The organism is Rhodococcus sp. AB351 (assembly GCF_049538275.1).
Lineage (GTDB): Bacteria > Actinomycetota > Actinomycetes > Mycobacteriales > Mycobacteriaceae > Rhodococcus.
Genome location: NZ_JBMVFW010000001.1, coordinates 357,330 through 378,992 on the forward strand (window position 1 = coordinate 357,330; position 21,663 = coordinate 378,992).

The 21,663-nt window shown below is 67.1% G+C and carries 23 protein-coding genes; 8 read left to right on the top strand and 15 right to left on the bottom strand.

Annotation, left to right across the window (positions count from 1 at the left end; translation table 11 throughout):
* Window positions 1-27: 27 nt before the first annotated feature.
* Window positions 28-780 (bottom strand): SDR family NAD(P)-dependent oxidoreductase, encoded by a 753-nt coding sequence (locus tag ACPCXD_RS01810; protein ID WP_423658089.1) that lies wholly within the window; start codon window positions 778-780, stop codon window positions 28-30.
* Window positions 777-1,544: an SDR family oxidoreductase gene (locus ACPCXD_RS01815; protein ID WP_059384022.1), complete on the bottom strand. Its 768-nt coding sequence runs from the start codon at window positions 1,542-1,544 to the stop codon at window positions 777-779. Before ACPCXD_RS01815 ends, ACPCXD_RS01810 begins: the two co-directional genes overlap by 4 nt.
* 64 nt (window positions 1,545-1,608) lie before the next feature.
* Here ACPCXD_RS01815 and ACPCXD_RS01820 point away from each other — a divergent pair, with 64 nt between their 5' ends.
* The 3 genes from ACPCXD_RS01820 to meaB are packed head-to-tail and all read left to right on the top strand — an operon-like array spanning window position 1,609 to window position 5,075.
* The gene (locus tag ACPCXD_RS01820; protein ID WP_230790431.1) at window positions 1,609-3,048 is read left to right on the top strand and encodes a class I adenylate-forming enzyme family protein; all 1,440 of its coding nucleotides are present in this window, start codon (window positions 1,609-1,611) and stop codon (window positions 3,046-3,048) included.
* Entirely contained in the window at window positions 3,041-4,180 is a 1,140-nt protein-coding gene (locus ACPCXD_RS01825; RefSeq protein ID WP_085470211.1) for a thiolase family protein, read from the top strand. Before ACPCXD_RS01820 ends, ACPCXD_RS01825 begins: the two co-directional genes overlap by 8 nt.
* A gap of 13 nt (window positions 4,181-4,193) precedes the next feature.
* Window positions 4,194-5,075 carry a methylmalonyl Co-A mutase-associated GTPase MeaB gene (gene meaB, locus ACPCXD_RS01830; protein ID WP_423658092.1) on the top strand — a complete coding sequence of 294 codons (882 nt, stop codon included), beginning with the start codon at window positions 4,194-4,196 and terminating at the stop codon, window positions 5,073-5,075.
* A 77-nt stretch (window positions 5,076-5,152) separates the two neighbouring features.
* On the opposite strand, the gene ACPCXD_RS01835 is transcribed toward meaB, so the two are convergent.
* From ACPCXD_RS01835 to ACPCXD_RS01845, 3 genes are read right to left on the bottom strand one after another with little or no spacing between them, the layout of a single operon-like run.
* A complete protein-coding gene (locus ACPCXD_RS01835; RefSeq protein ID WP_423658094.1) occupies window positions 5,153-6,232 on the bottom strand; it encodes an NAD(P)H-dependent amine dehydrogenase family protein in 1,080 nt (359 codons plus the stop codon).
* Window positions 6,233-6,270: 38 nt separating this feature from the next.
* A complete protein-coding gene (locus ACPCXD_RS01840; RefSeq protein ID WP_423658096.1) occupies window positions 6,271-7,086 on the bottom strand; it encodes an acyl-CoA thioesterase in 816 nt (271 codons plus the stop codon).
* A 46-nt stretch (window positions 7,087-7,132) separates the two neighbouring features.
* On the bottom strand, window positions 7,133-7,783 hold the full coding sequence (locus ACPCXD_RS01845) for a TetR/AcrR family transcriptional regulator (protein WP_016695480.1): 651 nt from the start codon (window positions 7,781-7,783) through the stop codon (window positions 7,133-7,135).
* A 179-nt stretch (window positions 7,784-7,962) separates the two neighbouring features.
* On the opposite strand from ACPCXD_RS01845, the gene ACPCXD_RS01850 reads away from it, so the two are divergent.
* Genes ACPCXD_RS01850 through ACPCXD_RS01860 form a run of 3 tightly spaced genes read left to right on the top strand, consistent with a single transcriptional unit; the run spans window position 7,963 to window position 10,904 of the window.
* Window positions 7,963-8,961 (top strand): acyl-CoA dehydrogenase family protein, encoded by a 999-nt coding sequence (locus ACPCXD_RS01850; RefSeq protein WP_423658098.1) that lies wholly within the window; start codon window positions 7,963-7,965, stop codon window positions 8,959-8,961.
* Window positions 8,945-10,120, top strand: coding sequence for an acyl-CoA dehydrogenase family protein (locus ACPCXD_RS01855; protein ID WP_423658100.1), 1,176 nt, complete (start codon window positions 8,945-8,947; stop codon window positions 10,118-10,120). Before ACPCXD_RS01850 ends, ACPCXD_RS01855 begins: the two co-directional genes overlap by 17 nt.
* Window positions 10,113-10,904 (top strand): enoyl-CoA hydratase, encoded by a 792-nt coding sequence (locus ACPCXD_RS01860; RefSeq protein WP_088898351.1) that lies wholly within the window; start codon window positions 10,113-10,115, stop codon window positions 10,902-10,904. Before ACPCXD_RS01855 ends, ACPCXD_RS01860 begins: the two co-directional genes overlap by 8 nt.
* A 137-nt stretch (window positions 10,905-11,041) precedes the next feature.
* Here the strand turns inward: ACPCXD_RS01860 and ACPCXD_RS01865 are convergent, their stop codons facing one another.
* Entirely contained in the window at window positions 11,042-11,809 is a 768-nt protein-coding gene (locus ACPCXD_RS01865; RefSeq protein WP_088898350.1) for an SDR family NAD(P)-dependent oxidoreductase, read from the bottom strand.
* Window positions 11,810-11,895: 86 nt separating this feature from the next.
* Here ACPCXD_RS01865 and ACPCXD_RS01870 point away from each other — a divergent pair, with 86 nt between their 5' ends.
* Together ACPCXD_RS01870 and ACPCXD_RS01875 are read left to right on the top strand one after the other, a co-directional pair.
* Window positions 11,896-12,345 carry a nuclear transport factor 2 family protein gene (locus ACPCXD_RS01870; RefSeq protein WP_423658103.1) on the top strand — a complete coding sequence of 150 codons (450 nt, stop codon included), beginning with the start codon at window positions 11,896-11,898 and terminating at the stop codon, window positions 12,343-12,345.
* Window positions 12,346-12,377: 32 nt separating this feature from the next.
* Window positions 12,378-13,829: an aminotransferase class I/II-fold pyridoxal phosphate-dependent enzyme gene (locus tag ACPCXD_RS01875; RefSeq protein ID WP_423658104.1), complete on the top strand. Its 1,452-nt coding sequence runs from the start codon at window positions 12,378-12,380 to the stop codon at window positions 13,827-13,829.
* 20 nt (window positions 13,830-13,849) lie between these two features.
* Here the strand turns inward: ACPCXD_RS01875 and ACPCXD_RS01880 are convergent, their stop codons facing one another.
* The 9 genes from ACPCXD_RS01880 to ACPCXD_RS01920 all read right to left on the bottom strand — a co-directional run bounded on the left by ACPCXD_RS01880 (window position 13,850) and on the right by ACPCXD_RS01920 (window position 21,477).
* Window positions 13,850-14,656: an acyl-CoA dehydrogenase family protein gene (locus ACPCXD_RS01880; protein WP_423658106.1), complete on the bottom strand. Its 807-nt coding sequence runs from the start codon at window positions 14,654-14,656 to the stop codon at window positions 13,850-13,852.
* Window positions 14,653-15,741, bottom strand: coding sequence for an acyl-CoA dehydrogenase family protein (locus ACPCXD_RS01885; RefSeq protein WP_423658108.1), 1,089 nt, complete (start codon window positions 15,739-15,741; stop codon window positions 14,653-14,655). Before ACPCXD_RS01885 ends, ACPCXD_RS01880 begins: the two co-directional genes overlap by 4 nt.
* Window positions 15,738-16,163: a nuclear transport factor 2 family protein gene (locus tag ACPCXD_RS01890; protein ID WP_060650211.1), complete on the bottom strand. Its 426-nt coding sequence runs from the start codon at window positions 16,161-16,163 to the stop codon at window positions 15,738-15,740. The genes ACPCXD_RS01885 and ACPCXD_RS01890 overlap by 4 nt, the downstream gene beginning before the upstream one ends.
* Window positions 16,150-17,385 (bottom strand): metal-dependent hydrolase family protein, encoded by a 1,236-nt coding sequence (locus ACPCXD_RS01895; RefSeq protein ID WP_423658110.1) that lies wholly within the window; start codon window positions 17,383-17,385, stop codon window positions 16,150-16,152. The genes ACPCXD_RS01890 and ACPCXD_RS01895 overlap by 14 nt, the downstream gene beginning before the upstream one ends.
* Window positions 17,386-17,563: 178 nt before the next feature.
* Window positions 17,564-17,752, bottom strand: a complete 189-nt coding sequence (locus ACPCXD_RS01900) for a ferredoxin (protein WP_059384035.1) — start codon at window positions 17,750-17,752, stop codon at window positions 17,564-17,566.
* Window positions 17,749-19,041 carry a cytochrome P450 gene (locus ACPCXD_RS01905; protein WP_085470199.1) on the bottom strand — a complete coding sequence of 431 codons (1,293 nt, stop codon included), beginning with the start codon at window positions 19,039-19,041 and terminating at the stop codon, window positions 17,749-17,751. Before ACPCXD_RS01905 ends, ACPCXD_RS01900 begins: the two co-directional genes overlap by 4 nt.
* 303 nt (window positions 19,042-19,344) lie before the next feature.
* On the bottom strand, window positions 19,345-19,671 hold the full coding sequence (locus ACPCXD_RS01910; RefSeq protein ID WP_059384037.1) for a hypothetical protein: 327 nt from the start codon (window positions 19,669-19,671) through the stop codon (window positions 19,345-19,347).
* Entirely contained in the window at window positions 19,668-20,936 is a 1,269-nt protein-coding gene (locus ACPCXD_RS01915; RefSeq protein ID WP_120280520.1) for an aromatic ring-hydroxylating oxygenase subunit alpha, read from the bottom strand. Before ACPCXD_RS01915 ends, ACPCXD_RS01910 begins: the two co-directional genes overlap by 4 nt.
* Before the next feature lie 4 nt (window positions 20,937-20,940).
* Window positions 20,941-21,477, bottom strand: coding sequence for a carboxymuconolactone decarboxylase family protein (locus ACPCXD_RS01920; RefSeq protein WP_016695495.1), 537 nt, complete (start codon window positions 21,475-21,477; stop codon window positions 20,941-20,943).
* Window positions 21,478-21,663: the final 186 nt, after the last annotated feature.

Sequence of the window (21,663 nt, forward strand, 5' to 3'; positions counted from 1 at the left end):
TGCCGGGCCTCCCTTCGTGCGGGAACCTCATCTCCGCGCGGACACGAGGCTCTCCGAACGCTGCACGGTGCCGGAGATCCCGTTCGCGTCCTGCTGCGCGAGCAGCACCGCGGCGGCGCCCATCGTCTCCGGTGGTTCCACCATCTCGGGCGGGATCTCCCGTCCGCCACCGCCGGCGGTCCAGCCCTCGGTGAGGACGACCCGTGAGGGCGCGAGGCAGTTGACCGCGATGTTGTCCTGCCGCAGGTCGGCCGCGAGCCCGACGTAGAGGCGTTCCACCGCGGCCTTGGACACCCAGTAGGCGTTCGAGCCGCGGTCGGTCATCGTCACACCGCTGGTGGTCACCGCGATCATCGACCCGCCGCCGCGCTCGCGCAGATGCGGGATCGCTGCCTTGGTCACGGTGAATACGCCGGTGAGGTTGACGTCGAGGCACAACTGCCAGCGTTTCGCCGGGGTCGTCTCGATCGGCCCCATCCACAGCACCCCGGCGTTCGCGACGAGGATGTCGAGCCCGCCGAACTCGGCGACCGTCGCGGCGATCGCGGAGTCGACGGACTGTTCGTCGGTGACGTCGCACGGCACCGGTAGGGCCCGGCCTCCGGCGTCGGTGATCCGCTCGGCGACCGAGCCGATGGTGCCGGGCAGCTTGCCCTCCTGCTCGGAGCGTGCCGCGACCGCCACAGAGGCTCCCGCCTCGGCGAGAGCGACGGCGATCGCCGCGCCGATGCCACGACTGGCACCGGCGACGAACGCGACCTTCCCTGCGAGGGGGGTCACTTCGGCGGGAACCTCAGTGCACCGTCGAGGCGGATGACCTCGCCGTTGAGGTAGTCGTTCTCGACGATGGACGCGACGAGCGTCGCGTACTCGGCGGGGCGGCCCATGCGCTTGGGATGCGGGATCTGCGGGCCCCAGTAGGCCTCGAGCTGGTCGCCGGCCTTGCCGTAGGCGGGGGTGAGGATCGTGCCCGGCGCGATGGTGTTGACGCGGATGCCGAGCGGCGACAGGTCGCGTGCGGCGACCAGCGTCATGCCGATGACGCCGCCCTTCGCGGCCGCGTAGGGGAGCTGCCCGATCTGGCCTTCGTAACCGGCGATGGACGCGGTGTTCACGATGACGCCGCGGGAGCCCTCGTCGTCGAAGGGGTCCTGCTTGGCGATGGCGGCGGCGGCCAGGCGCATGACGTTGAACGACGACGTCAGGTACGACTCGATGGTCTTGGTGAAGTTCTCGAGCGGCATGGCGCTGCCGTCCTTGCCGACGAGGCGTCCGCCACCGGCCGGGCCACCGTGGCAGTCGACGGAGATGCGCAGCGGCGCGAGCGAGTCCGCTTCCGCGATGGCGGCCGAGACGGATTCTTCGCTGCCGGCGTCGGTGCGCACGTACCGCACACCGAGTTCCTGCTCGAGTTCCTTGCCCTTCTCGTCGTTGACGTCGGCGACGACGACCTTCGCACCCGCCTCGTGGAGACGCCGGACGGTGGCCTGCCCGAGGCCACCCGTGCCGCCGACGACGATCGCGGAGCTTCCTGCTACCTGCATGCTGCCTCCTTCGAGATTCGAGCTCTTGAAAGTAAAGCTCTCTGTCTGTGAGAATAATGTTCTCATGAACCTAAGCATGATTCTAGAAATGGCCGCAAGCACCGGCGAGCGAGCAGTTGCGACCGTCGGGAACCGGACCCTCACCGCTGCCGGTCTCGACGCCCTCGCACGTCGTGCCGCCGCGCAGTTCCGGAATCATCCGGCGGTGCTCTACCTGGGGTCCAACCACCTCGCGTATCCGGTGGCGCTGTTCGGTTCGGCACTGGCCGGGGTTCCTTTCGTGCCGCTCAACTACCGGCTCGGCGAACAACAACTCGGTGCGCTGAAGGCCAAGCACCCCGGTGCGCTCGTACTCGAGCAGGACGACCTCGACGCCCTCGTCGACGACTCCTACGCCACAGGCGACCCCGAACCGCCACTCGAACCTCAGTGGGACGGCGACACGGTCGCCGCGATCATCTACACCAGCGGCACCACCTCGGATCCGAAGCCCGCGATCCTGCGGCACCGGCACCTGCTCGCCTACGTGCTCAACACCATGGAGTTCGGATCGGCCGCCGAGACCGACGCATCGCTCGTCTCGGTCCCGCCGTACCACATCGCCGGCCTGACCAACCTGCTGTCGAACTTCTACACCGGCCGCCGCGTGGTGTACCTGCCGGCCTTCGACCCGCAGGTCTGGCTCGAGACGGTCCGGTGCGAACGCGTCACCCACGCGATGCTCGTCCCGACCATGCTCGCCCGCATCGTGACCGCCCTCGGCGACGACACGGCCGACACCCCCACGCTGGCGAGTCTCGCCTACGGCGGGTCGCGCACGCCGCGCCCGGTCCTCGAGCATGCGCTGCGCGCCTTCCCCGACACCGGCTTCGTCAACGCCTACGGTCTCACCGAAACCGCGTCGTCCGTCGCGGTTCTCGGACCCGACGACCACCGCACCGCCTTCGACTCCACCGATCCGGCCGTCCGCGACCGCCTCGGTTCGGTGGGTCGCCCGCTCCCCGGCATCGAGATCGAGATCCGTTCCGAGGAGGGCGAACCCGTCCCGGCCGGCGAGACCGGCCTGATCTTCGTCCGCGGCGAACAGATCTCGGGCGAATACGGCAACCGCAGCGTCCTCGACGCCGAGGGATGGTTCTCCACCCGCGATCTCGGCCGGCTCGACACCGACGGATATCTGTATGTCGAGGGCCGTTCCGACGACACGATCATCCGCGGTGGCGAGAACATCGCCCCCGCCGAGATCGAGGACGTCCTGCTCGCCCATCCGGGCATCACCGAGGCCGCCGTCATCGGCGTGTCGGATACCGAATGGGGACAACGCATCGTCGCGGTCCTCGTCGGCGACGGCGATCCGGACGAGATCCGACAGTGGGTCAAGGAACGTCTGCGTTCCTCGAAGACCCCCGACAACATCGTCTTCCGGGACGAACTGCCCAAGACCGAGACCGGAAAACTCTTGCGTCGCACCCTTCTCGCCGAACTGGAGGCCACCCATGCCTGATGCCGTGATCGTTTCCGCCCTGCGCACCCCGGTCGGCACCGCCGTCAAGGGCACGCTCCGCGACACCGACGCGTTCGCCCTCGCGGAGCGCATCGTCACCGCGACCACCGAGGACCTCGACAAGAACCTGATCGACGACGTGATCCTCGGCGAGGGCCTGTACGGCGGCGGCGTGATCGCCCGGCACGCAGCCCTCACCGCCGGCCTGACCCATGTGCCCGGTCTCGCACAGAACCGGCACTGCGCAGCGAGCCTGTCGACCGTGCAGTCCGCCGCGGCGAGTATCCGCTCCGGCATGGACCGCATCGTGATCGCCGGTGGCGTCAACTCCGCGTCGACCTCGCCTCGATCGCTCATCCGGAAGGGCGAGGAGTGGGTGCCGTGGATGTCGCCCAGCCACCCCGACAGCCCCGAGGCCCCCAACCGCGACATGTCCATCACCGTCGGCTGGAACGCCGCGGTGAAGGCCGGTATCAGCCGCGAGGAAATGGACGCCTGGGCGCTGCGCTCGCACCAGGTCGCGATCCGCGCCATCGACGAGGGCCGCTTCAAGGAGGAGATCGTCCCGATCGACACCCCGCACGGCCTGTTCGACACCGACGAACACCCGCGCCGGGAGACGAGCCTCGAGAAGCTCGCGTCCCTGAAGGTGCTGCACCCGGAGATCGAGGGCTTCAGCATCACCGCCGGCAACGCCTGCGGCGGCAACGATGCGGCGGCCGCGCTGGCCATCGCGAGCAGTGATCTGGGTCTGCCCGCGCTCGGCACGGTGCTGTCGTGGGCGTCGGTGGGTGTCGACCCCGCGATCACCGGACTCGCGCCGGTCGAGGCGATCCCGAAGGCACTCCAGCGCGCCGGTCTGTCCATCGGCGACGTCGACCTCTTCGAGATCAACGAAGCGTTCGCCGCGCAGTGCGTCGCGTGCATCAAGCTGCTCGAGATCGACCCCGAGAAAGTCAACGTCAACGGCAGCGGCTGCTCCCTCGGCCATCCGGTCGCCGCGACCGGCGCCCGCATGCTCGTCACCCTCACCTACGAACTGCGCCGCCGCGGCGGTGGCATCGGTGTCGCGTCGATGTGCGCGGGTGGTGGCATGGGCTCGGCCGTCGTGATCGAGGTGCCGGCACCGTGAACCGGGATACGCCGTGAACATCGGTGAACTGATCGACGCGGCACGCGGGGGCTCCCCGCGTGCCGCGGGTCGATTGCTGACCCTCGTCGAAGGACCGCGCCGGGACGAGGTACTCGAGCTGCTCGAACCCGCCCGCGCACGGGTCGTCGGATTCACCGGCCCACCCGGGGCCGGCAAGTCCACCACCGTCGGGGCGCTCACCACCGCCTACCGCGAACGGGGACTGCGGATCGCGGTGCTGGCCGTCGACCCGTCGTCCCCCTACAGCGGCGGTGCGCTGCTCGGCGACCGCATCCGCATGGCCGCGCACGTCGGCGACTCGGGTGTGTTCGTCCGGTCGGTGGCCTCCCGCGGACATCTCGGCGGACTCGCGGCCGCCGTCCCTGCGTCGATCCGATTGCTGGCAGCTTTGGGTTACGACGTGATCCTGCTCGAATCCGTGGGCGTGGGTCAATCGGAGATCGAGATCGCCTCGGTCGCCGAACCCACCGTCGTCATCCTCAATCCGGGTGGGGGAGACGCCGTCCAGGCCGCCAAGGCCGGATTGCTCGAGGTCGCCGATCTCGTCGTCGTCAACAAGGCCGACCGCGACGGTGCGGATCAGACGGTGCGCGACCTCCGCGGCGACGTGAAGGTCCCGATCCTCAAGCTCGTCGCCGCGACCGGCCAGGGTGTCGACGACCTCGTCGACGCGATCGAGGCGCACCAGCGGGCCGACACCGCAGAACGCCGCACGGCGCGGGCCCGCAGTCAGATCCTGTCGCTGGCACACACTCTCCTGCGCAACCACGCGGAGTTGGAGGCGCTGGCGGAGGCCGTCGCAGAGGGTCGCGACGATCCGTACTCGGCGGCCGCACGACTCGTCGACGGAGCGGCCGTATCCGCACAGTCGTGAGGTTCGCGCGGTGAAACGGGGTTTGCCACCGCTGTAACCGGTGCCTACCCCGTTTCACCGCGTCAACGTTCGTCGACTCAGGCCAGAACCGGGACGACGAGCGGAAGTTCGACCGTCGTCCGGATACCCGGCCGCGCCGCGCACACCGCCGCGATCGAATTCACCGCGCGGTTGGCGGTGTAGGACGGCGAGATCTCGCTCATCCGCTCGAGGGGGATGGGGAAACGCATATCGATGTCGAGGGGCGCGTCGCCGTCGACGGTGATGTGCCAGCCGGTCGCGTGCAGGTCCCAATCGGCGTCGAGCTGATCGGTGCAGTACCAGGTGGGGCGGAACCGCATCAGCTCGCGGCCGTCGCGAATGCCCGACACCGTGATGCGTTGCGCGGCGACCGTTCCCGCTTCGATCGTGCCGGCGGCGATGGTGACCGTGGAACGTGCCGTCGCGAGTTCGCCCGTGGTCCGGATGGCGTCGAGGGTCAGGCCGAGCGCGTCGGCCAGGGCGGCCAGCGACGGTCCGAAGTTGGATTCCACGTGGGCGAGCCGGACGTCGGCGAATTCTCCTGCATCACCACCGAATCCCATGACGTCGAACAGGATTCCGGGGGAGTTCCGCTGGGAGAGGTCGGCGTACTCGTCGATGGCGAGGTGGTCCATCCTCCGCTGGATGGAGGTCAGCACGAGCGGCACGGCCTCCGTGACGAAACCGGGACTGCTGCCGGTGCTGTGGATCGACGTACCGCCGAGTGCACACGCGGCCTCCACGGCTTCACGCACCACCGGATCCATACCTGCCGGGCGGTGGAACTCTCCCCGGGTGGTGACGATGTTCGTGCCGGAGGCGAGGATTCGGCACACTTCGTCGAGGTCGAACAGCAGCGGCATGTACAGCACGCAGTCGGCCCCGAGATCGATGATCTCGTCGGCGTCGTTCGTGGCGTGTATGCCGACCGGGTCGCGTCCGCACAACTCGCCCGCGTCGCGACCGGCCTTGTCGTCGCTGTGCACGTACACGCCGACGAGTTCGACGGAGGGATGGTCGATCACCGCGCGCAGCGCGCGGGCGCCGATCGTTCCGGTCGCCCACTGCACCACGCGCAGAGGGCGGGGTGTCGGAGTCTCGACGACGGCATTGTCGGGGGCGGACTGTCGTTGCATGACACCTCGATCTCGATCGGTGTTCGTGGGAAGAACCGTCAGGGCAGACGTAGCAGGGCTTCCTGGGCGAAAGAGGCGACGAGGGAACCCTTCTCGGTGAGCAGGTCGCCGCGGCCGAAGCACCGTCCGTGGGCGACGAGGGGACTGTGCTGTCGCAGAAGCAACCAGTCGTCGCTGCGGAACGGGCGGTGGAACCACAGATTGTGCGAGGTGACCGCAGACGTGAACGCCGTTCCGTTGCCGGTGTGGTCGAAGCCGTCGACGGCAAGAAGCGCGGTACCGATGAGGTTGAGGTCGGTGGCGTAGGCGGCGAGCGCCGGCGCATACGCCTCGTCGACCTCGGGGGTGCGCATCCACATCTCGAACTCGGGTGCGGAGACTCCGCGATCCTCGAGGTCGGTCGTCGTGCGGGTCTCCCACGGGATCAACGAGAACGGGGTGCGTGTGCTCTCGTCGAACACCTGGGGTACGGACGGCACGGTCTGCACCTCGGGGCCGTCCTCGCCGGCGTGCATGGACACCGATGCCGTGGCGAGGACGCCCTTCGACTGGCGCGCGACCGCCGTCAACGTGGCGAAGGTCCGGCCCTCGTGCAGGCGGGTGATCTCGTAGCGGACGGGCTCGTCGGCGCGTCCTTCACGGGCGAAGACGGTGTGCAGGGATTTGATGCTCTTCTCCGGGCAGGTCAGCTCGGCGGCACGCACGAACTGACCGAGCAACTGGCCTCCGAAGAGCCGGTGGTATTCGAGGTGCTGATTGCTGCCCTCGAACACCACCGGCTCGGGGCGCTCCTCGTCCCCGAAAGACGAGCGCAGATCGAGACAGGCGAGGAGGTCGTTCCACAACTCGGTCACGAGCCGAGTGTAAGTGAACTACTCCGATTTGAGAATGATGTTCTCGTCAGTGGGCAGCGAAACCCTGCGAGCAGAAGTTCCAGACCTCGTCGGCCGTGATGGGCCGGGTCGTGCTGTCGTCGCCTCCGCTCGACTGAGCGATGAACATCACGGTCTGCATCGTCATGGCGGCCATCCGCTTCGGGTTCAGTCCCTCGCGGAGGCTGCCCTCGGCGTCGACCTTCTCCATCAACTCCGTGAACAGCGCGAGCATCGGTGCGTGCGCGACCTTCACCTCGGCGGGGTGGGTGAGAAGCAGCTGCGGCGCGAAATCGGTGAACAGCGGTCGCTGGGCCGTCGGGTCGGGCCGGGACGACTCGAACAGCAGTTCCACCGCGACGCGCAACTGGTCGAGAGGGGCCTTCTCGCCGGCGGCAGCCGCACGGATCTGATCGGCAGAGCGGCTCAGAGCATCTTCGAAGAGCGCGAGCAACAGCTCGTGCTTACCGTCGAACTGCAGGTAGAAGCTGCGAAGCGACTGCTTCGAACGGTCGACGACCTCCTGGACCGTGAAGTCGGTGCTGCCCTTTTCCGTGATGATCGCCTGTGCTGCGTCGAGGAAGCGCTGTACGCGCTGCTCGGCGCGCAGTTTGGCGGTCCGGATGGAGCGCTCGACTGCGCGTTGCTTCCAGGCCGGTTCTTCGCTGGCGCCCGTCACTGCCCGGATCGCCCTGTGTCGCGTGGAGTGGACATAGGAGCACTGTACCGGAGAGTAGGGACGCATTGCGGGACTGTCCTTCCGTTTCCCGCACTGATTCGAGACTATTACTATCTCGAAAAGAGAATGTTATTCTCATCGCGATACCAGGCTCAGTGCCAGGAAGGAGGCAAGTCGGAATGCTTTTCGAGTTCGACTCCGATCAGCAGTTGTGGCAGAAGACCGTCCGGGAAGTGACGGCGAAGGAATGCCCGTCGACACTCGTCCGCACCGTCGTCGACAACGGTGCCGATCCGGCCCCGTTGTGGAAGACCTATGTGGGCCTGGGATGGACGGAACTGGTCGAGTCCGAGGCCGCAGTGGAGCTCGCGATCGTCCTGGAGGAACTCGGCCGGGCAACCGACCCCACCCCCTTCCTCGCCACCACCACCCAGTTCGCCCCGCTCGTCGCCGGCCGGACGCAGCCGGATCGTGCGGGCGCCGCCGTCTACGAAGGTGTCTCCGCCGTACGCGACGCGGACGGCTGGCTGCTCCGCGGCACCGCGCACCGCGTGCTCGACGGCGACCGTGCCGACGACATCGCCGTCGTCACCGAGGCAGGTGTGTTCACCGTTCGGGCCGATCAGGTGTCGGCCCGCCGTACCTCCGCCTTCGACCCGGTCCTGCACCTGGCCGACATCGTCTTCGACGACGTGCGGGCCGAAGCGGACCCGGACACCGACGTCGACGTGGAGAAGGCACGGCACGTCGCCCTCGCCGGACTCGCCGTCACCATGGTCGGTGCCTGCCGCCGCATCCTGGATCTCGCACTCGACCACGTGCGCAACCGGCAGCAGTTCGGTGTGCCGATCGGGTCGTTCCAGGCCGTCAAGCATCGCGCCGCCGACATGCACGTCGCCGTCGAACGTGCCGGCGCCCTCGCATATTTCGCGGCACTGACGATCGCGGAGGACGACCCGCGCCGTCGCCTCGCCGCCTCCATGGCCAAAGCCGCTGCGGGAGAATGCCAGTCGACGGTCTTCCGCAGTGGTCTGCAGTTGTTCGGCGCCATGGGCTTCACCTGGGAGAACGACCTGCAGTTCGCGCTCAAGCGTGCCCGGGCGGGGGAGCACATGCTCGGATCCGCCGCGGAGCACCGCGCACTGATCGCCGAGGAGTACCGTGCAACTCTCGTTTGATTCCGACGTCGAGGAGTTCCGCGCCGAGTTCGTGGCCTTTCTCGACGAGCACCTGCCCGATCCGTCCGAGGCCACCGTCCGCGCCCGGTCGAGCGCCGACGTCCCCGAATGGGCACGCCGCTGGCAACGGGTCCAGTTCGACCACGGCTGGCTGCTGCCCGGCAATCCACCCGAGTTCGGTGGCCGCAACGCGACGATCCTGCAGCAGTACGTCCACCTCGAGGAACTGTCGAAGCGGCGGATCTACCACAGCTTCAACCCGCAAGGGCTCGGGATCATCGCGGCCTCGCTGCTGTCGTTCGGTACGGACGAACAGAAGCAACGCTGGGCGGTGCCCATCCTCCGAGCGGAGATCACCGCGGCCCTCGGGATGAGCGAGCCCGGCGCGGGATCCGACCTCGCCTCCCTGCGCACCCGGGCGGTGCGCGACGGCGACCACTTCGTCGTCAACGGCCAGAAGGTGTGGACCTCCGGTGCCCACGACGCCGACGTGCTGCTGACCTTCGTCCGTACCGATCCGGATGCGCCGAAGCACAAGGGAATCAGCGTCCTGCTCATCCCCACCGATCTGCCCGGCGTCGTCCGCAGACCGTTCCCGTCGGTCGCCGACGGCGACGACCGCGACTTCAACGAGGTGTTCTTCACCGACGTGCGTGTGCCCGCCGAAAACCTCATCGGCGAGCTGAACGGCGGCTGGTCGGTCGCGAACGGATCGCTCGGGCACGAACGCACCCTGCTGTGGCTCAGTTTCGCCGACCGGCTGCAGGATTTCGTCGAGGACTTCCGCCCCCGCACGGCGCTCGACCGCGACCGCTACGCCACACTCGTGATGGACCACCAGGCACTGAAGCTGCTCGGCTCGGCCGCCCTCGTCCGCGAATCCCGCGGAGCGCAGGACGTTCCCGCCCTGTCGGTACTCAAGCTCCTCGGATCCGAGGCGGTGCAGATCGCCGCCGAACACGCCCTCGACGCGTCCGGCCAGGACGGTCTCGTCCATCCGGCGACGACATCAGCGTATGTGCCGTGGAATCTCGACAACTTCTCGTCGAGCTGGTTCGAGAGGTTCGTCCGGAGCTTCGCCGGCACCATCGCGGGTGGCACGTCGGAGATCCAGAGAAACATCATCGCCGAACGCGTCCTGGGGTTGCCCCGTGGCTGAGGACTACATCCTCTATGAGGTCGCGGACAGGATCGCAACGATCACGCTGAACCGGCCGGAGGTCGCCAACGCGCAGAACGGCGCCCTCCTGGACGAACTGGACTCCGCTTGGACCCGCGCCGGCGACGATCCCGAGGTCTCCGTGATCGTGCTCCGCGCCGAGGGTAAGCACTTCTCGGCCGGGCACGATCTCCGCAGCGGGGAACCGGTCCCCGACAAGATCACCCTCGAGATGATCTACCGCAACGAGTCCCGGCGTTATCTCGAGTATTCGCTGCGGTGGCGCAACATCCCGAAGCCGTCCATCGCCGCGGTGCAGGGCCGGTGCATCTCCGGTGGTCTCCTGCTGTGCTGGCCGTGCGATCTCATCGTCGCGGCCGACGACGCGTCGTTCTCCGATCCCGTGGTCCTCATGGGTATCGGCGGCGTCGAATATCACGGGCACACCTGGGAACTCGGCCCGCGCAAGGCCAAGGAGATCCTGTTCACCGGCAGGCCGGTCACCGCGGAGGAGGCGGAGCAGACGGGCATGGTGAACCGCGTCGTGCCCCGCGCCGATCTCGACTCCGAAGTACGCACGCTCGCCGAGCAGATCGCGAAGATGCATCCCTTCGGACTGCGGCAGGCCAAGCGGGCCGTCAACCAGACCCTCGACGTGCAGGGTTTCTACGCCGCGATCCAGTCGGTTTTCGACATCCACCAGACGGGCCACGGCAACGCCCTCAGCGTCAGCGGATGGCCGGTCCTGATGAATCTCGACGAGATGAAGGACAACATCCGCTAGCGCACGGGGCATTCGCTACCGTTCTCGTTATCCGCCGCGACAATTGTTGTAGCGCATGGTGATTCCGGTAGCCGATGGACAACGCGGAAACGTGTGGGGCCGCCTCCGAATCCCGGAGCCGGCCCCACACGTATGTCTCAGACCTTACGGGTGACACCACCGTCGACGCGGATGATCGCACCGGTGGTGAAACTCGACGCGTCGCTGGTCAGATGGAGTGCGAGCGGCGCGACCTCCTCCGGCCGGCCCATGCGACGCAACGGCACGAAGGACGCCTCCTCGCCTTCCGGCGGCGCCCAGGCCTTCGACAGGTCGGTGCGGAACGGACCCGGAAGAATCGAATTGACACGCACTTTCGGTGCGTAGGCCTCCGCCAGGCCCACCGTGAGGGCGTTCAGGCCGGCCTTCGCGCATGCGTAGGGGAGTTCGCGCACGCTCGCCGTGAGCGACCCGGCGGTGCCGATGTTGACGATCGACCCGCCGTCGTGCTCCGCCATGTACGTGCCGGCGCGGACCGCGAGCCGGAACGGTCCCTTGAGGTTCACGCCGAAGGTCTTGTCGTACAGCTCTTCGGTGATGGATTCGAGATCCTGGTAGAGCGGCGACATTCCGGCGTTGTTGACGAGGATGTCGAGGCGCCCGAAATGGTCGAGGGTCGTGTCGACGAGCGCATTGCAGTCGTCCCACTGTCCGACATGGCAGGCGACGGGCAGCACCTTGCTGCCGGTCGATGCCTCGATTTCCTTCGCGGCGAGTTCGCACGCGTCGAGCTTGCGGGAGGCGACGACGACGTCGGCGCCGTGTTCGGCGAGGATCTGGGCGATGGCGCGGCCGATGCCGCGTGAACCACCTGTGACGACAGCAGTTTTCCCGCTCAGATCGTGAAGAGAGTCAAGTTGTCCCATATACGGATCATGCCTCAGAACAAAGGTCTTGGAAAGGGGGTTCTCTTCTGAAAGAATGAAATTCCGGACGAAGTCGAAGGAGCCTCATGACGCCCGACGAGCTGTGCGACAAGTACGCCATCACCGAACTCCTCTACCGCTATGCGACGGCGGTGGACACCAAGGACTGGAAGAAGATGGAATCGGTCTTCACCGAGGACGCCCATCTCGACTACAGCTCCGTGGGATACCGGCCCGGACCGAGGGACGAAGTGCTCGCGCAGCTGCAGAAGGCGTTGTCGTACCTGCCGATGTCGCAGCACTTCGTCACCAACGTCGAGGTCGACCTCGACGGTGACCGGGCGACGGTGCGGGCGATGTTCTACAACCCCATGCAACTCCCCGGCGTCGACGGCCTGACCTATTGCGGGGGCAACTACCACCACGAGGTCGTGCGGACCTCCGAGGGCTGGAAGAGCTGCCGCCTCACCGAGGAGAGCCTGTGGTTCTCGAACCACCCCGACCCGTCGAAGAACGGGACGCACCGATCGAGCTGATTGCAGACCGGAAGCCCGGGTAACCGACAGGCATGGACCAGTCGGAAACCCCGTTGCTCAGCGCTCTCGAGGAATACCGCCGGCTCGACCGCTACGGCTTCTCCCCGCCGGGACACCGGCAGGGCCGCGGCGTGGACGAACGCGTCGCGGAAGTGCTCGGGCGGGACTCGTTCCGTGCGGACGTCCTCGCCTCCGGTGGCCTCGACGACCGTCTGACGCGCAACGGATATCTGAGCAGATCAGAAGAACTCATGGCCGAGGCGGTCGGAGCCGAGCAGGCCTTCTTCTCGACCTGCGGAAGCTCCCTGTCGGTCAAGGCCGCGATGATGGCCGTCGCCGGCAACGATCCCGGCGGCCTGCTGCTCGGACGCGACTCGCACAAGTCGATCGTCGCCGGCCTGATCTTCAGTGGCGTCACCCCGCAGTGGGACGAGGAGATGCACTTCTCCCATCCACCGTCACCACAGCAGGTCCGAGAAATGTGGGACAAGTACCCCGATGCGGCCGGTGCACTGATCGTCAGCCCCAGCCCGTACGGGACGTGCGCCGACATCGCGGGCATCGCGGACGTCTGCCACGAACGCGGAAAGCCGCTCATCGTCGACGAGGCATGGGGCGCGCACCTGCCCTTCCACGACGACCTGCCGACCTGGGCGATGGATGCCGGGGCCGATGTCTGCGTGGTGAGTGTCCACAAGATGGGTGCCGGTTTCGAGCAGGGCTCGGTGTACCACGTGCAGGGAGACCTGGTCGACGCCTCCCATCTGTCGAACTGCGCCGACCTGCTCATGACCACCAGCCCGAACGTGTTGATCTACTCGGCGATCGACGGATGGCGGCGGCAGATGGTCGAGCACGGGACCGAACTGCTCGGCAGAGCGCTCGACCTCGCCCGGACCACGCGCGAACGCATCGAGAGGATCGACGGGATCTCCGTCCTCGACGACCGGCTGCTCGGCGACGAGGCCTCGCACGATCTCGACCGCCTCCAGGTGCTCATGGACCTCGACGAACTCGGCGTCTCCGGATACCAGTGCGCCGACTGGCTGCGGGAGAACTGTCGTCTCGACGTCGGCATGACCGATCACCGCAGGATCCTCGCCACGATGTCCATGTCCGACGACGAGGACACCGCCGATCGGCTCGTCTCAGCGCTCGAAGCCCTGTCCCGGGCGGCGGAGTCCTTCGATCCGCCGCCCCGGATCGACCTGCCGAGTCCGGACGAACTGCAGCTCGAATCGGTGATGTCTCCGCGCGACGCGTTCTTCGGCAGGACCGAGATGGTCTCCGCCGACCGCGCCGTCGGCCGCATCGCGGCGGAACAGCTCACGCCCTACCCGCCGGGTATCCCCGCGGTCGTACCGGGTGAGCGGCTCGACCGCGCGGTCGTCGACTACCTCCACAGCGGTGTGGATGCCGGCATGAACGTGCCCGACGCGACCGACAGCTCCCTCGACGAGTTCCGTGTGGTCGTCGAGGGCTGACGCCGAACCGGACGACCGAGTCAGAGGTGCACCAGGCGCGGCGCCGAACCCTCCGCGCGGATGAGGGCACCGGCCTCGCGGGTCAGCTCGCGTGAGCTGCCGAGCAGGCCGTCGAGCACCAGTGCCCGCTTGATGTGCCGGTGCAGATCGTGCTCGGCGGTGAAGCCGATGCCGCCGAGGACCTGCTGGCAGTGCCGTGCCGCGTTGATCGCCGCACGACCGGCGGCAGCCTTCGCCAGCAGGGAACCGAGTTCGTCGGTGGCGGCGCGCAGGGTGGCCTCCGCGCCCTCGACCGCGACGTACGTCTCCGCGAGCCGGTGCCGCACCGCCTGGAAGCCGGCGATCGGCTTGCCGAACTGCGTGCGGTCGAGAGCGTGGGTGCGGGACAGGTCGAGCATCGCCCGGCTCGTTCCGACCAGCCACCAGCCGAGCGCACGACGTGCCGCTGCGACCGGCACCGGATCACCGGATCCGACCGTCGCGATCGGAAGTTCCGCGTCGAGCGCGGTGGTGTCCCGGTCCTCGCGTGCCCACTCGATCCACTGTCCGCCGGCGTAGGGGAGGGGTACGACCCCACCGGCCTCACGACCCGCGTCGACGAGCACGACGTCGTTGATCACCGGGGCGTGCGCGCCGGTCTCGCCGAGCAGCCGGAACACCATGGGGATCGTGTCGTCGGGCATCTCGGTGAGCATGTCGTGCCAGCCCAGATCGACCAGCGCCGCGTCGAGTGCGGCACCGGTCGTGCTCTCCATGGTCTTGCGCAGTGCGTCCTCGAGCAGGCCGAGGTCCGAATCCGGCGCCGGTGCAGTGCTGTAGGTCGTCACTCCGCCCCCAGATCGAGAAGTCGGCGCGCGACGATGTTGCGTTGGATCTCGGCGGTGCCGCCGTAGATCGTCGCCGCACGGGAATACAGGAATTCGGTCCGCCATTCGGTGTCGGACAGTTCGAGCACGCCGGGAAGCAGATCCCGTGCGGTGTCGAACAACTGCTGTTCGGCGGTCGCGAGGAGGATCTTGTCGACGGAGGTCTCGGGGCCGAGCGAGGCGCCCGACGCGAGTCGCTGCTGGGTGGCGAGCGACCGGCACCGCACGGTGTGCAGCGCGAGGTAGGCCGCGCCGAGTTCGTCGTCCGCCGTCGAATCGGTCTCGTCCACAAGGCGATCCAACCGAGTGAACAGGTAGGCGATGCGGTGCCAGAAGCATGTCGACCGTTCGTGCGGCAGCAGATCCATCGCGAGCTTCCAGCCGTCGCCGGGATTGCCCAGCATGCGGTCGACCGGCACGACGACGTCGTCGAAGTACACCTCGGCGAACTCGTCGACGCCGTGCATCGTGCGCAGCGGCCGGACGGTGACGCCCGGGGTGTCCATGTCGACGAAGAAGGCGGTGATGCCCTTGTGCCCCGGCGCGGTACGGGTGAGCAGCACGCAGCGGGAGGCGAACTGGGCGAGCGACGTCCACACCTTCTGTCCGTTGATCACCCACTCGTCGCCGCGTTGCTCGGCCCGGGTGGACAGCGACGCGAGGTCGCTGCCCGAGCCGGGCTCCGAGAAGCCCTGGCACCACTGTTCCTCGCCGCGGAGCAGTTTCGGCACCATCTCCGCGGCGAGTTCGGGCCGTGCGTAGGAGATCATGGTGGGCGCGAGCACCTCGATCATCGAGTAGATGCCCGGCTCGGCGAGGTCGCGGGTCGCGACCTCCTCGCCGAGCACGGCACGGAGGACGGCCTCGCCGCCGAGTCCGCCGACCTCCTCGGGCCAGCCGTAGCGCATCCAACCCGCGTCGTAGAGTTCCCGCCGCACGCGGGCGAGCTGTTCGACCTGCGCGTCGAACGAGTGATCCGGTCCGGGGGTCAGATCGTTCTCGTCGAGCCAGGTTCGGACGGCGGTCCTGAATTCGGTGACGTTCATGCCGGTTCGAAGGCGTGGGGGATGCCGGAGTCGTGGGTTCCGCTGCGGCGGATGAAGGTCATCGCGCGGGTGCGCAGTCGCCAGCCGTCGGCCGTGCGGACGTAGGTGTCGTTGTAGTAGCCGATCCGCATGTCGTGCGTGGAATGTTCGACGAAGCACAGCGGCTGGGTGCCGGTCGCGGTGTCGCCGTCGATGTCGATGAGGGCCGTGCCCGTCATGAACAGGCCCTTCGGTGCGGCCGCGACGAGCTCGGGGAACCGGTCGAGGGGGAACGCGTCGCCGAAGGCACTGTAGGTGCCGTCGGGGGTGAACACCGAGACGACGCCTTCGACGTCGTTCTTCGTCATGTTCACCGCGTAGCGGGCGAGCAGCTGGTTGATCTCGACGAGGTCGTCGGTGATCGAACGGTCAGTTGTGGACATAGACCTTTCCGCCTTTCATCACGAACCGCACGTTCTGGGTGACGGTGATGTCTTCGGTGGGATCGCCGGGGACGGCGATGATGTCGGCGAGCAGACCTTCGGCGAGGCGACCGCGGTCGTCGACGCCGATGAGTTCTGCCGCATTGATCGTGGCGGCCTGGATCACCGCGAGGGGAGGGATTCCGCGGTCGACAAGGGCAACGATCTCGTCGGCGTTCTTGCCGTGGGGGATGGCCGGCGCGTCGGTGCCGACCGCGATCTTCACCCCGGCCTTGTATGCGGCGAGCACCGAGGTGCGTGCCTTGGGGAACATCTCGGCGGCCTTGGCCTGCAGCTCCGGCGGCGCGTGGGAGGTGTCCATCGCGTCGGCGAGACGGGTGGTGGGCACGAGCCATGTTCCGCGCTCGACCATGAGGTCGATGGTGTCGTCGTCGATGAGGAATCCGTGTTCGATGCAGTCGATTCCGGCTTCGATCGCGTGTCGCACGGCTTCGGCGCCGTGCGTGTGCGAGGCGACCTTCATCCCGCGACGATGTGCCTCGTCGACGATCGCGCGCAGCTCTTCGTCCGAATAGTGCTGGGCACCTGCGGATCCGGTCATCGACATGACGCCGCCCGAGACGCACACCTTGATGAGCTGGGCGCCGTGCTTGATCTGGTAGCGCACCGCCTTGCGGACCTCGTCGACGCCGTTGGCGATGCCCTCCTCGATCGTGAGGTCGAGGACGCCGGGCGCGAACGCCGCGAACATCGTCGGATCGAGGTGTCCGCCGGTGGGGGTGATGGCGTGACCGGCGGGGACGACGCGCGGGCCGTCCACCCAGCCCTTGTCGATGGCCGTTCCGAGGGCCACGTCGAGGAGGTATCCGCCGGTCTTGACGAACAGTCCGAGATTGCGGACGGTGGTGAATCCCGCGCGCAGGGTGCGGCGGGCGTTTCCGACGGCACGCAGCATGCGCAGGGGCGGGTCGTCCTGGACCGTCGAGTAGACGGGCTTCTCGCCGCGTCCACCCATGAGGAGGTTGACCTCCATGTCCATCAGGCCGGGCATGAGGATCAGGTCGCCGAGGTCGATGACGTCACCCTCGGGCGTGTCGCCCGAATTATCACTGTAGGTTTCGCCCACTCCGGCGATGCGTTCGCCGTCGACGCGGATGATTCCCGGGCGGACGATCTCGCCCGTGTCGACGTCGAGCAGTCCGGCTGCCTTCAGGGTCAGCATCGCTCGTCCTTTCATCGGAGAGCGACACATCATGAGAATGTCACTCTCATATCTTGATTATGAGGTTTTCACACAACCCCGGACGGCGTCAATCGACCCTCGATGGGAGAAACGAAAAAGGGCGTCGGCCCGGACCTTTCGGTCCGGACCGACGCCCGTGTTCGGCTTCGATCGTGACTCAGTCGAGCCGGATCGCCCTTTCGGGACAACCCGCTGCGGCCTCCCGCACGGATTCCTCGTGCTCGGCCGGGACCTCGGAGACGAGCGTGACCGCGTACCCGCCGTCGCTCAGGTCGAAGACCTCCGGGCAGGCGGCGAGGCAGACTCCGTGTCCGCGACAGGCGTCGTCGTCGACGAAGACCTTCACTTCGACTCACCTTCCGCCGGCGCGTACTCGAGGTGCAGCGCGAGCAGGCCGCGCAGGATGAAGGTCGGCAGGTAACCGAACTTCCGGTCGTTCTCGGGGCCGTGCACCTTCTCGGAGATCCGGATCTCGCTGGTGCGCTCGAGCAGACGCTGGATGCCCACGCGCCCCTCCGTGCGGGCGAGCGGGGCGCCGGGGCACGAGTGCACACCGCGACCGAACGCGATGTGGGTGCGGGCGTTGCGGCGGTCGATGTCGAAGTCGTTCGGATCGGAGAACTGACGCGGGTCGCGGTTGGCGGCACCGTTGACCAGCATCATGATGGTGCCGGCCGAGACGTCGACCCCGCCGATGGTGGTGGGGGTCTTCGCGAGTCGGAAGTCGCCCTTGATCGGGCTCTCGAAACGCAGCGTCTCCTCGATGAAGTTCGGGATGCGATCGGGCTCGCTGCGCAGGGTCTTCTGGAGTTCGGGCTGCTCGGCGATGATCCGCAGCGCCGAGCTCAGCAGACGCACGGTGGTCTCCTGGCCGGCGGAGAACACGTTCGCGGCGATGCGCAGGACGTCGTCGACGGGCGGCAGGGTGCCGTCGGGGAAGGTCGCGGTGGCGAGGCCCGTCAGCACGTCGTCGGTGGGGTTCGCGCGGCGGTCCTCGATGTACTGGCCGAACTTCTTGTACAGGAACTCGAGCGGGTTGAGCTTCAGTGCCTCACCCTCGGTGCTGCCGAGCGAGAAGCCCTTCTCCACCTGGATGTTCAGGCCCTCGATGAACTCCTGGTGGTCGCTCTCCGGCACGCCCAGCAGGTCGGCGATGACGAGCATCGCGAACGGCGCAGCGAAGCCGGTGATGTAGTCGCCCTCGCCCCGGGCGAGCAGGTCGTCGAGGAGCCGGTCGGCGATGCGCTCGATGAAGGCCTCGTTCTCCTTGAGGCGCTTGGGAGTGATGAGCCGCATCAGCAGGCCGCGATGGTCGGTGTGCTGCGGGGGATCCATGGTGGGGAGCTGGTCGTTCATCGGCAGCGAGGGGCGGTGCTCCTCGATGAAGTCGGTGATGTCGTCGCTCTCGGGGCAGGCCGGAAGGCCGGAGAACGGGCCGGTCACCGAGATGCACGACGAGAAGGTCTGCTCGTCGCTCAGGACCTGGATCGCCTCCTCGTAGCCGGTGACCATCATGACGTTGTGGTGGGGTTCGCGCCTGACCGGGCATCCCTCGCGCAGGGCGTCGTAATAGGGGTACGGGTCCTCGACGAGATCCGGATCGGTGAAGAAGTTCTTCGTCTCGATGTCGGTCATGGTTCCTCCCGGGGCGGGCTGTGGGCTGGTGCAGAGTTCGACCTCGCCCCGCGGCCGTCCCGCGCTCGAAGCCGTGTCTCGCCCGCACATCCAACCATGGGTCGGAAAGTCCGGCGCGAGGGGATCTTTCGTGCATATCGGACTTGTGATCGATCACGTGACGACAATCGACCAACTGTGTTCGATCTTGAAATACGGACGGCGTGGAACCGAAGAAACCACAACGCGCCCGTACTCGAACCCCGGAGGGTTCGGGTACGGGCGCGAGGTGTGCTCATCGCCGGAGTGTCCCGACGGGTGGCATCACACCACCGGTTCCTTGGTGATGGTGACCCAGGCGGCGCCACTGTCCGGCACGCGGGGTTGCTTCCAGACCTCGACGGGGAACGAGACCATCACGAGCGACTGCATCAGGTGCATGAGCGCGCGGGCATCGTCGTCGAGGTCGTCCAGATCGAACTTGTCGAGGTAGGTGATGGCGTCCTCGAGCCGGCCGAAGGCGGCGTCGTAGAACTGCTGCATCTCGGGCATGCTCGACGCCAGCCGCTTGGCGTAGCGCTCGGGCTCGGTGGCCAGAGCCCAGTCGGCATACGGTTCGAGGTCGGCGAATTCGGTGGGCAGAGTCGTCACTTCTGGTACTCCTTGACGTAATCGGCGACGGTCTTGTGGAGGTGGCGCAGGAGGATTTCCTGGTCGTTGAGCGGGAAATCGGTCACTGCGCGGGTGCCGATCATGGTCTGGGTCGCTTCGAGGGTGTTCGCGTCCTGGAGCGCGTACTCCTTGAAGGTCACCGCGGCGAGTTCCTGTGCGAGGCGGTCGCGAGCGTTCTTCGGCGGGACGAAGTACAGGCTCGTCTCGAAGATGTGCTTGTCGACGGCGGTGGGCCAGTAGGTGTAGGTGAGGTACCAGCCCGGCTTCCAGATGAGCAGCGTCATGTTCGGGAAGAACTCGAAGCTGTCCTGGCCCCAGCTGTGGAACTTGGTGGGGTTGACCGCCGGAGGCAGCTGATCCTCGGCCAGGCCCTCGATGTCCGGAACGTCCCACGGGCCGAAGAGACCCGAACGCAGGACGCGCTCGATGGGCTTGACCATGTTCGGGTCCTTGGGCGGGGCCATGCCGCCCCACGAGGAGATCATCGAGTGCGGCGACTTGATCTCGTAGTGCAGCGCCTCGTAGCCGTAGCCGGCGAGCTTCTCGGCCTCGTCCTTGACCGCCTGCTTCATGTGCAGGATCGGTGCGTGGTAGAACTCCGCGAAGGCGTCGATGAACAGTTTCCAGTTCGCGTTGATCTCAGAGCGGTAGCTGTAGACCTCGGTCATCTTGTCGAAGGGGTAGCCTTCGAGGCCCTTGGCGAAGTCGCCGAGGTAGTCGACGAGCGGAGCTGCGTCGTCGTCGAGGTTGATGTAGATGAACCCTTCCCACGTCTCGCAGCGAACCGCCTTGAGTCCGAAGTCCTTCTTGTCGAGATCGAAGAACTCGCCCTCCTGCTGCACGAAGGTCAGATCGCCCTCGAGGCTGTAGCGCCAGGCGTGGTACTTGCAGGTGAACTGCTTGCAGCTACCGGCGGTCTCCTCGTTGGGGAAGTCGTTCCACACCAACTTGTTTCCGCGGTGGCGGCACACGTTGTGGAACGCGCGGATGACGCCGTCGTTGCCCTTGACGATGACCAGCGAGGTGCCGGGCCCGGCCGACGGGATCTCCTTGGTGAAGTAGCTGCCGACGCGCGGCAGCTGCTCGACGCGACCCATGTAGAGCCACGTGCGCTTGAAGATCGCCTCGCGCTCCGCCTCGAAGAAGGCGGGATCGATGGAGTCGGTGTAGTCGACGGGTGCGGTGCCGAGTTCGGGATAGTGCTCGGTCCAGCTTCCCTCGGCCGGCTTGGTGAAGTGGGGCAAGGTTCTACCTTTCGTCTTCGAACTCGATACCGAAGGTGTTGTAGGCCATGGCCATCAGGCTGTAGCCACCCACGGTGAAGATGAGGTCCATCAGTTGTTTGGTGGTGAGATGCTCCGAGAGCGCTGTCCAGGTCTCCTCGGACAGACGCGAGGTCTCGGTCAACTCCCGAACGGAGTCGAGCAGGCGCTGCTCGAACGGATCCTCGGCCGACCCGTCGACGGCCGCGGCGATCTCGTCCGGCGTGAGGCCGGCCTCGGTGCGCGCGATCTCGATGTGGTGCTCCCGCTCGTACGAGCAGTCGTGCAGTGCGGCGACCCGCAGGATCACGAGTTCGCGCAACCTGGCCGGGAGTGTGGATCGGAACAGAAGATGCACGCTGAAGCCGAGAAACGCCTTGGTCAACTCCGGATGGTGGACGAGCGTCGCCATCGCGGTGCCGGCCTGCTCCGGATTCCTCATGTGCCGGGGCATAAGACCTTTCAGTGCTGCGTCGACGTCCTCGTCCCAGAGTTCCGCCGGCAGCGGGGATAGCAGTGCCACATCAACCTCCTCCCTGTTCGAGAGAATTGCATTCTCATTTCTGATCGATAGATTTCCACGTCCGCGCCGGATAGTCAACGTTCCGCGAGAAATGTCCCGTTTCTGCTGGTGGGAAGCTCGCGCGCGGAGCGGCTGTCGCTCCACGCTGCCGGTGGAGGCATGAGATCTACGAGCCTTCTCCTCTTG

Excerpts from the sequence above, each read along its gene's own strand:
- ACPCXD_RS01865 (WP_088898350.1), bottom strand. The coding sequence starts at position 11,809 with ATGGGACAACTTGACTCTCTTCACGATCTGAGCGGGAAAACTGCTGTC.
- ACPCXD_RS01850 (WP_423658098.1), top strand. The coding sequence starts at position 7,963 with ATGCTTTTCGAGTTCGACTCCGATCAGCAGTTGTGGCAGAAGACCGTC.
- ACPCXD_RS01820 (WP_230790431.1), top strand. The coding sequence starts at position 1,609 with ATGAACCTAAGCATGATTCTAGAAATGGCCGCAAGCACCGGCGAGCGA.
- ACPCXD_RS01825 (WP_085470211.1), top strand. The coding sequence starts at position 3,041 with ATGCCTGATGCCGTGATCGTTTCCGCCCTGCGCACCCCGGTCGGCACC.
- ACPCXD_RS01895 (WP_423658110.1), bottom strand. The coding sequence starts at position 17,385 with ATGCTGACCCTGAAGGCAGCCGGACTGCTCGACGTCGACACGGGCGAG.
- ACPCXD_RS01890 (WP_060650211.1), bottom strand. The coding sequence starts at position 16,163 with ATGTCCACAACTGACCGTTCGATCACCGACGACCTCGTCGAGATCAAC.
- ACPCXD_RS01815 (WP_059384022.1), bottom strand. The coding sequence starts at position 1,544 with ATGCAGGTAGCAGGAAGCTCCGCGATCGTCGTCGGCGGCACGGGTGGC.
- ACPCXD_RS01835 (WP_423658094.1), bottom strand. The coding sequence starts at position 6,232 with ATGCAACGACAGTCCGCCCCCGACAATGCCGTCGTCGAGACTCCGACA.
- ACPCXD_RS01875 (WP_423658104.1), top strand. The coding sequence starts at position 12,378 with ATGGACCAGTCGGAAACCCCGTTGCTCAGCGCTCTCGAGGAATACCGC.
- ACPCXD_RS01870 (WP_423658103.1), top strand. The coding sequence starts at position 11,896 with ATGACGCCCGACGAGCTGTGCGACAAGTACGCCATCACCGAACTCCTC.
- ACPCXD_RS01885 (WP_423658108.1), bottom strand. The coding sequence starts at position 15,741 with ATGAACGTCACCGAATTCAGGACCGCCGTCCGAACCTGGCTCGACGAG.
- ACPCXD_RS01905 (WP_085470199.1), bottom strand. The coding sequence starts at position 19,041 with ATGACCGACATCGAGACGAAGAACTTCTTCACCGATCCGGATCTCGTC.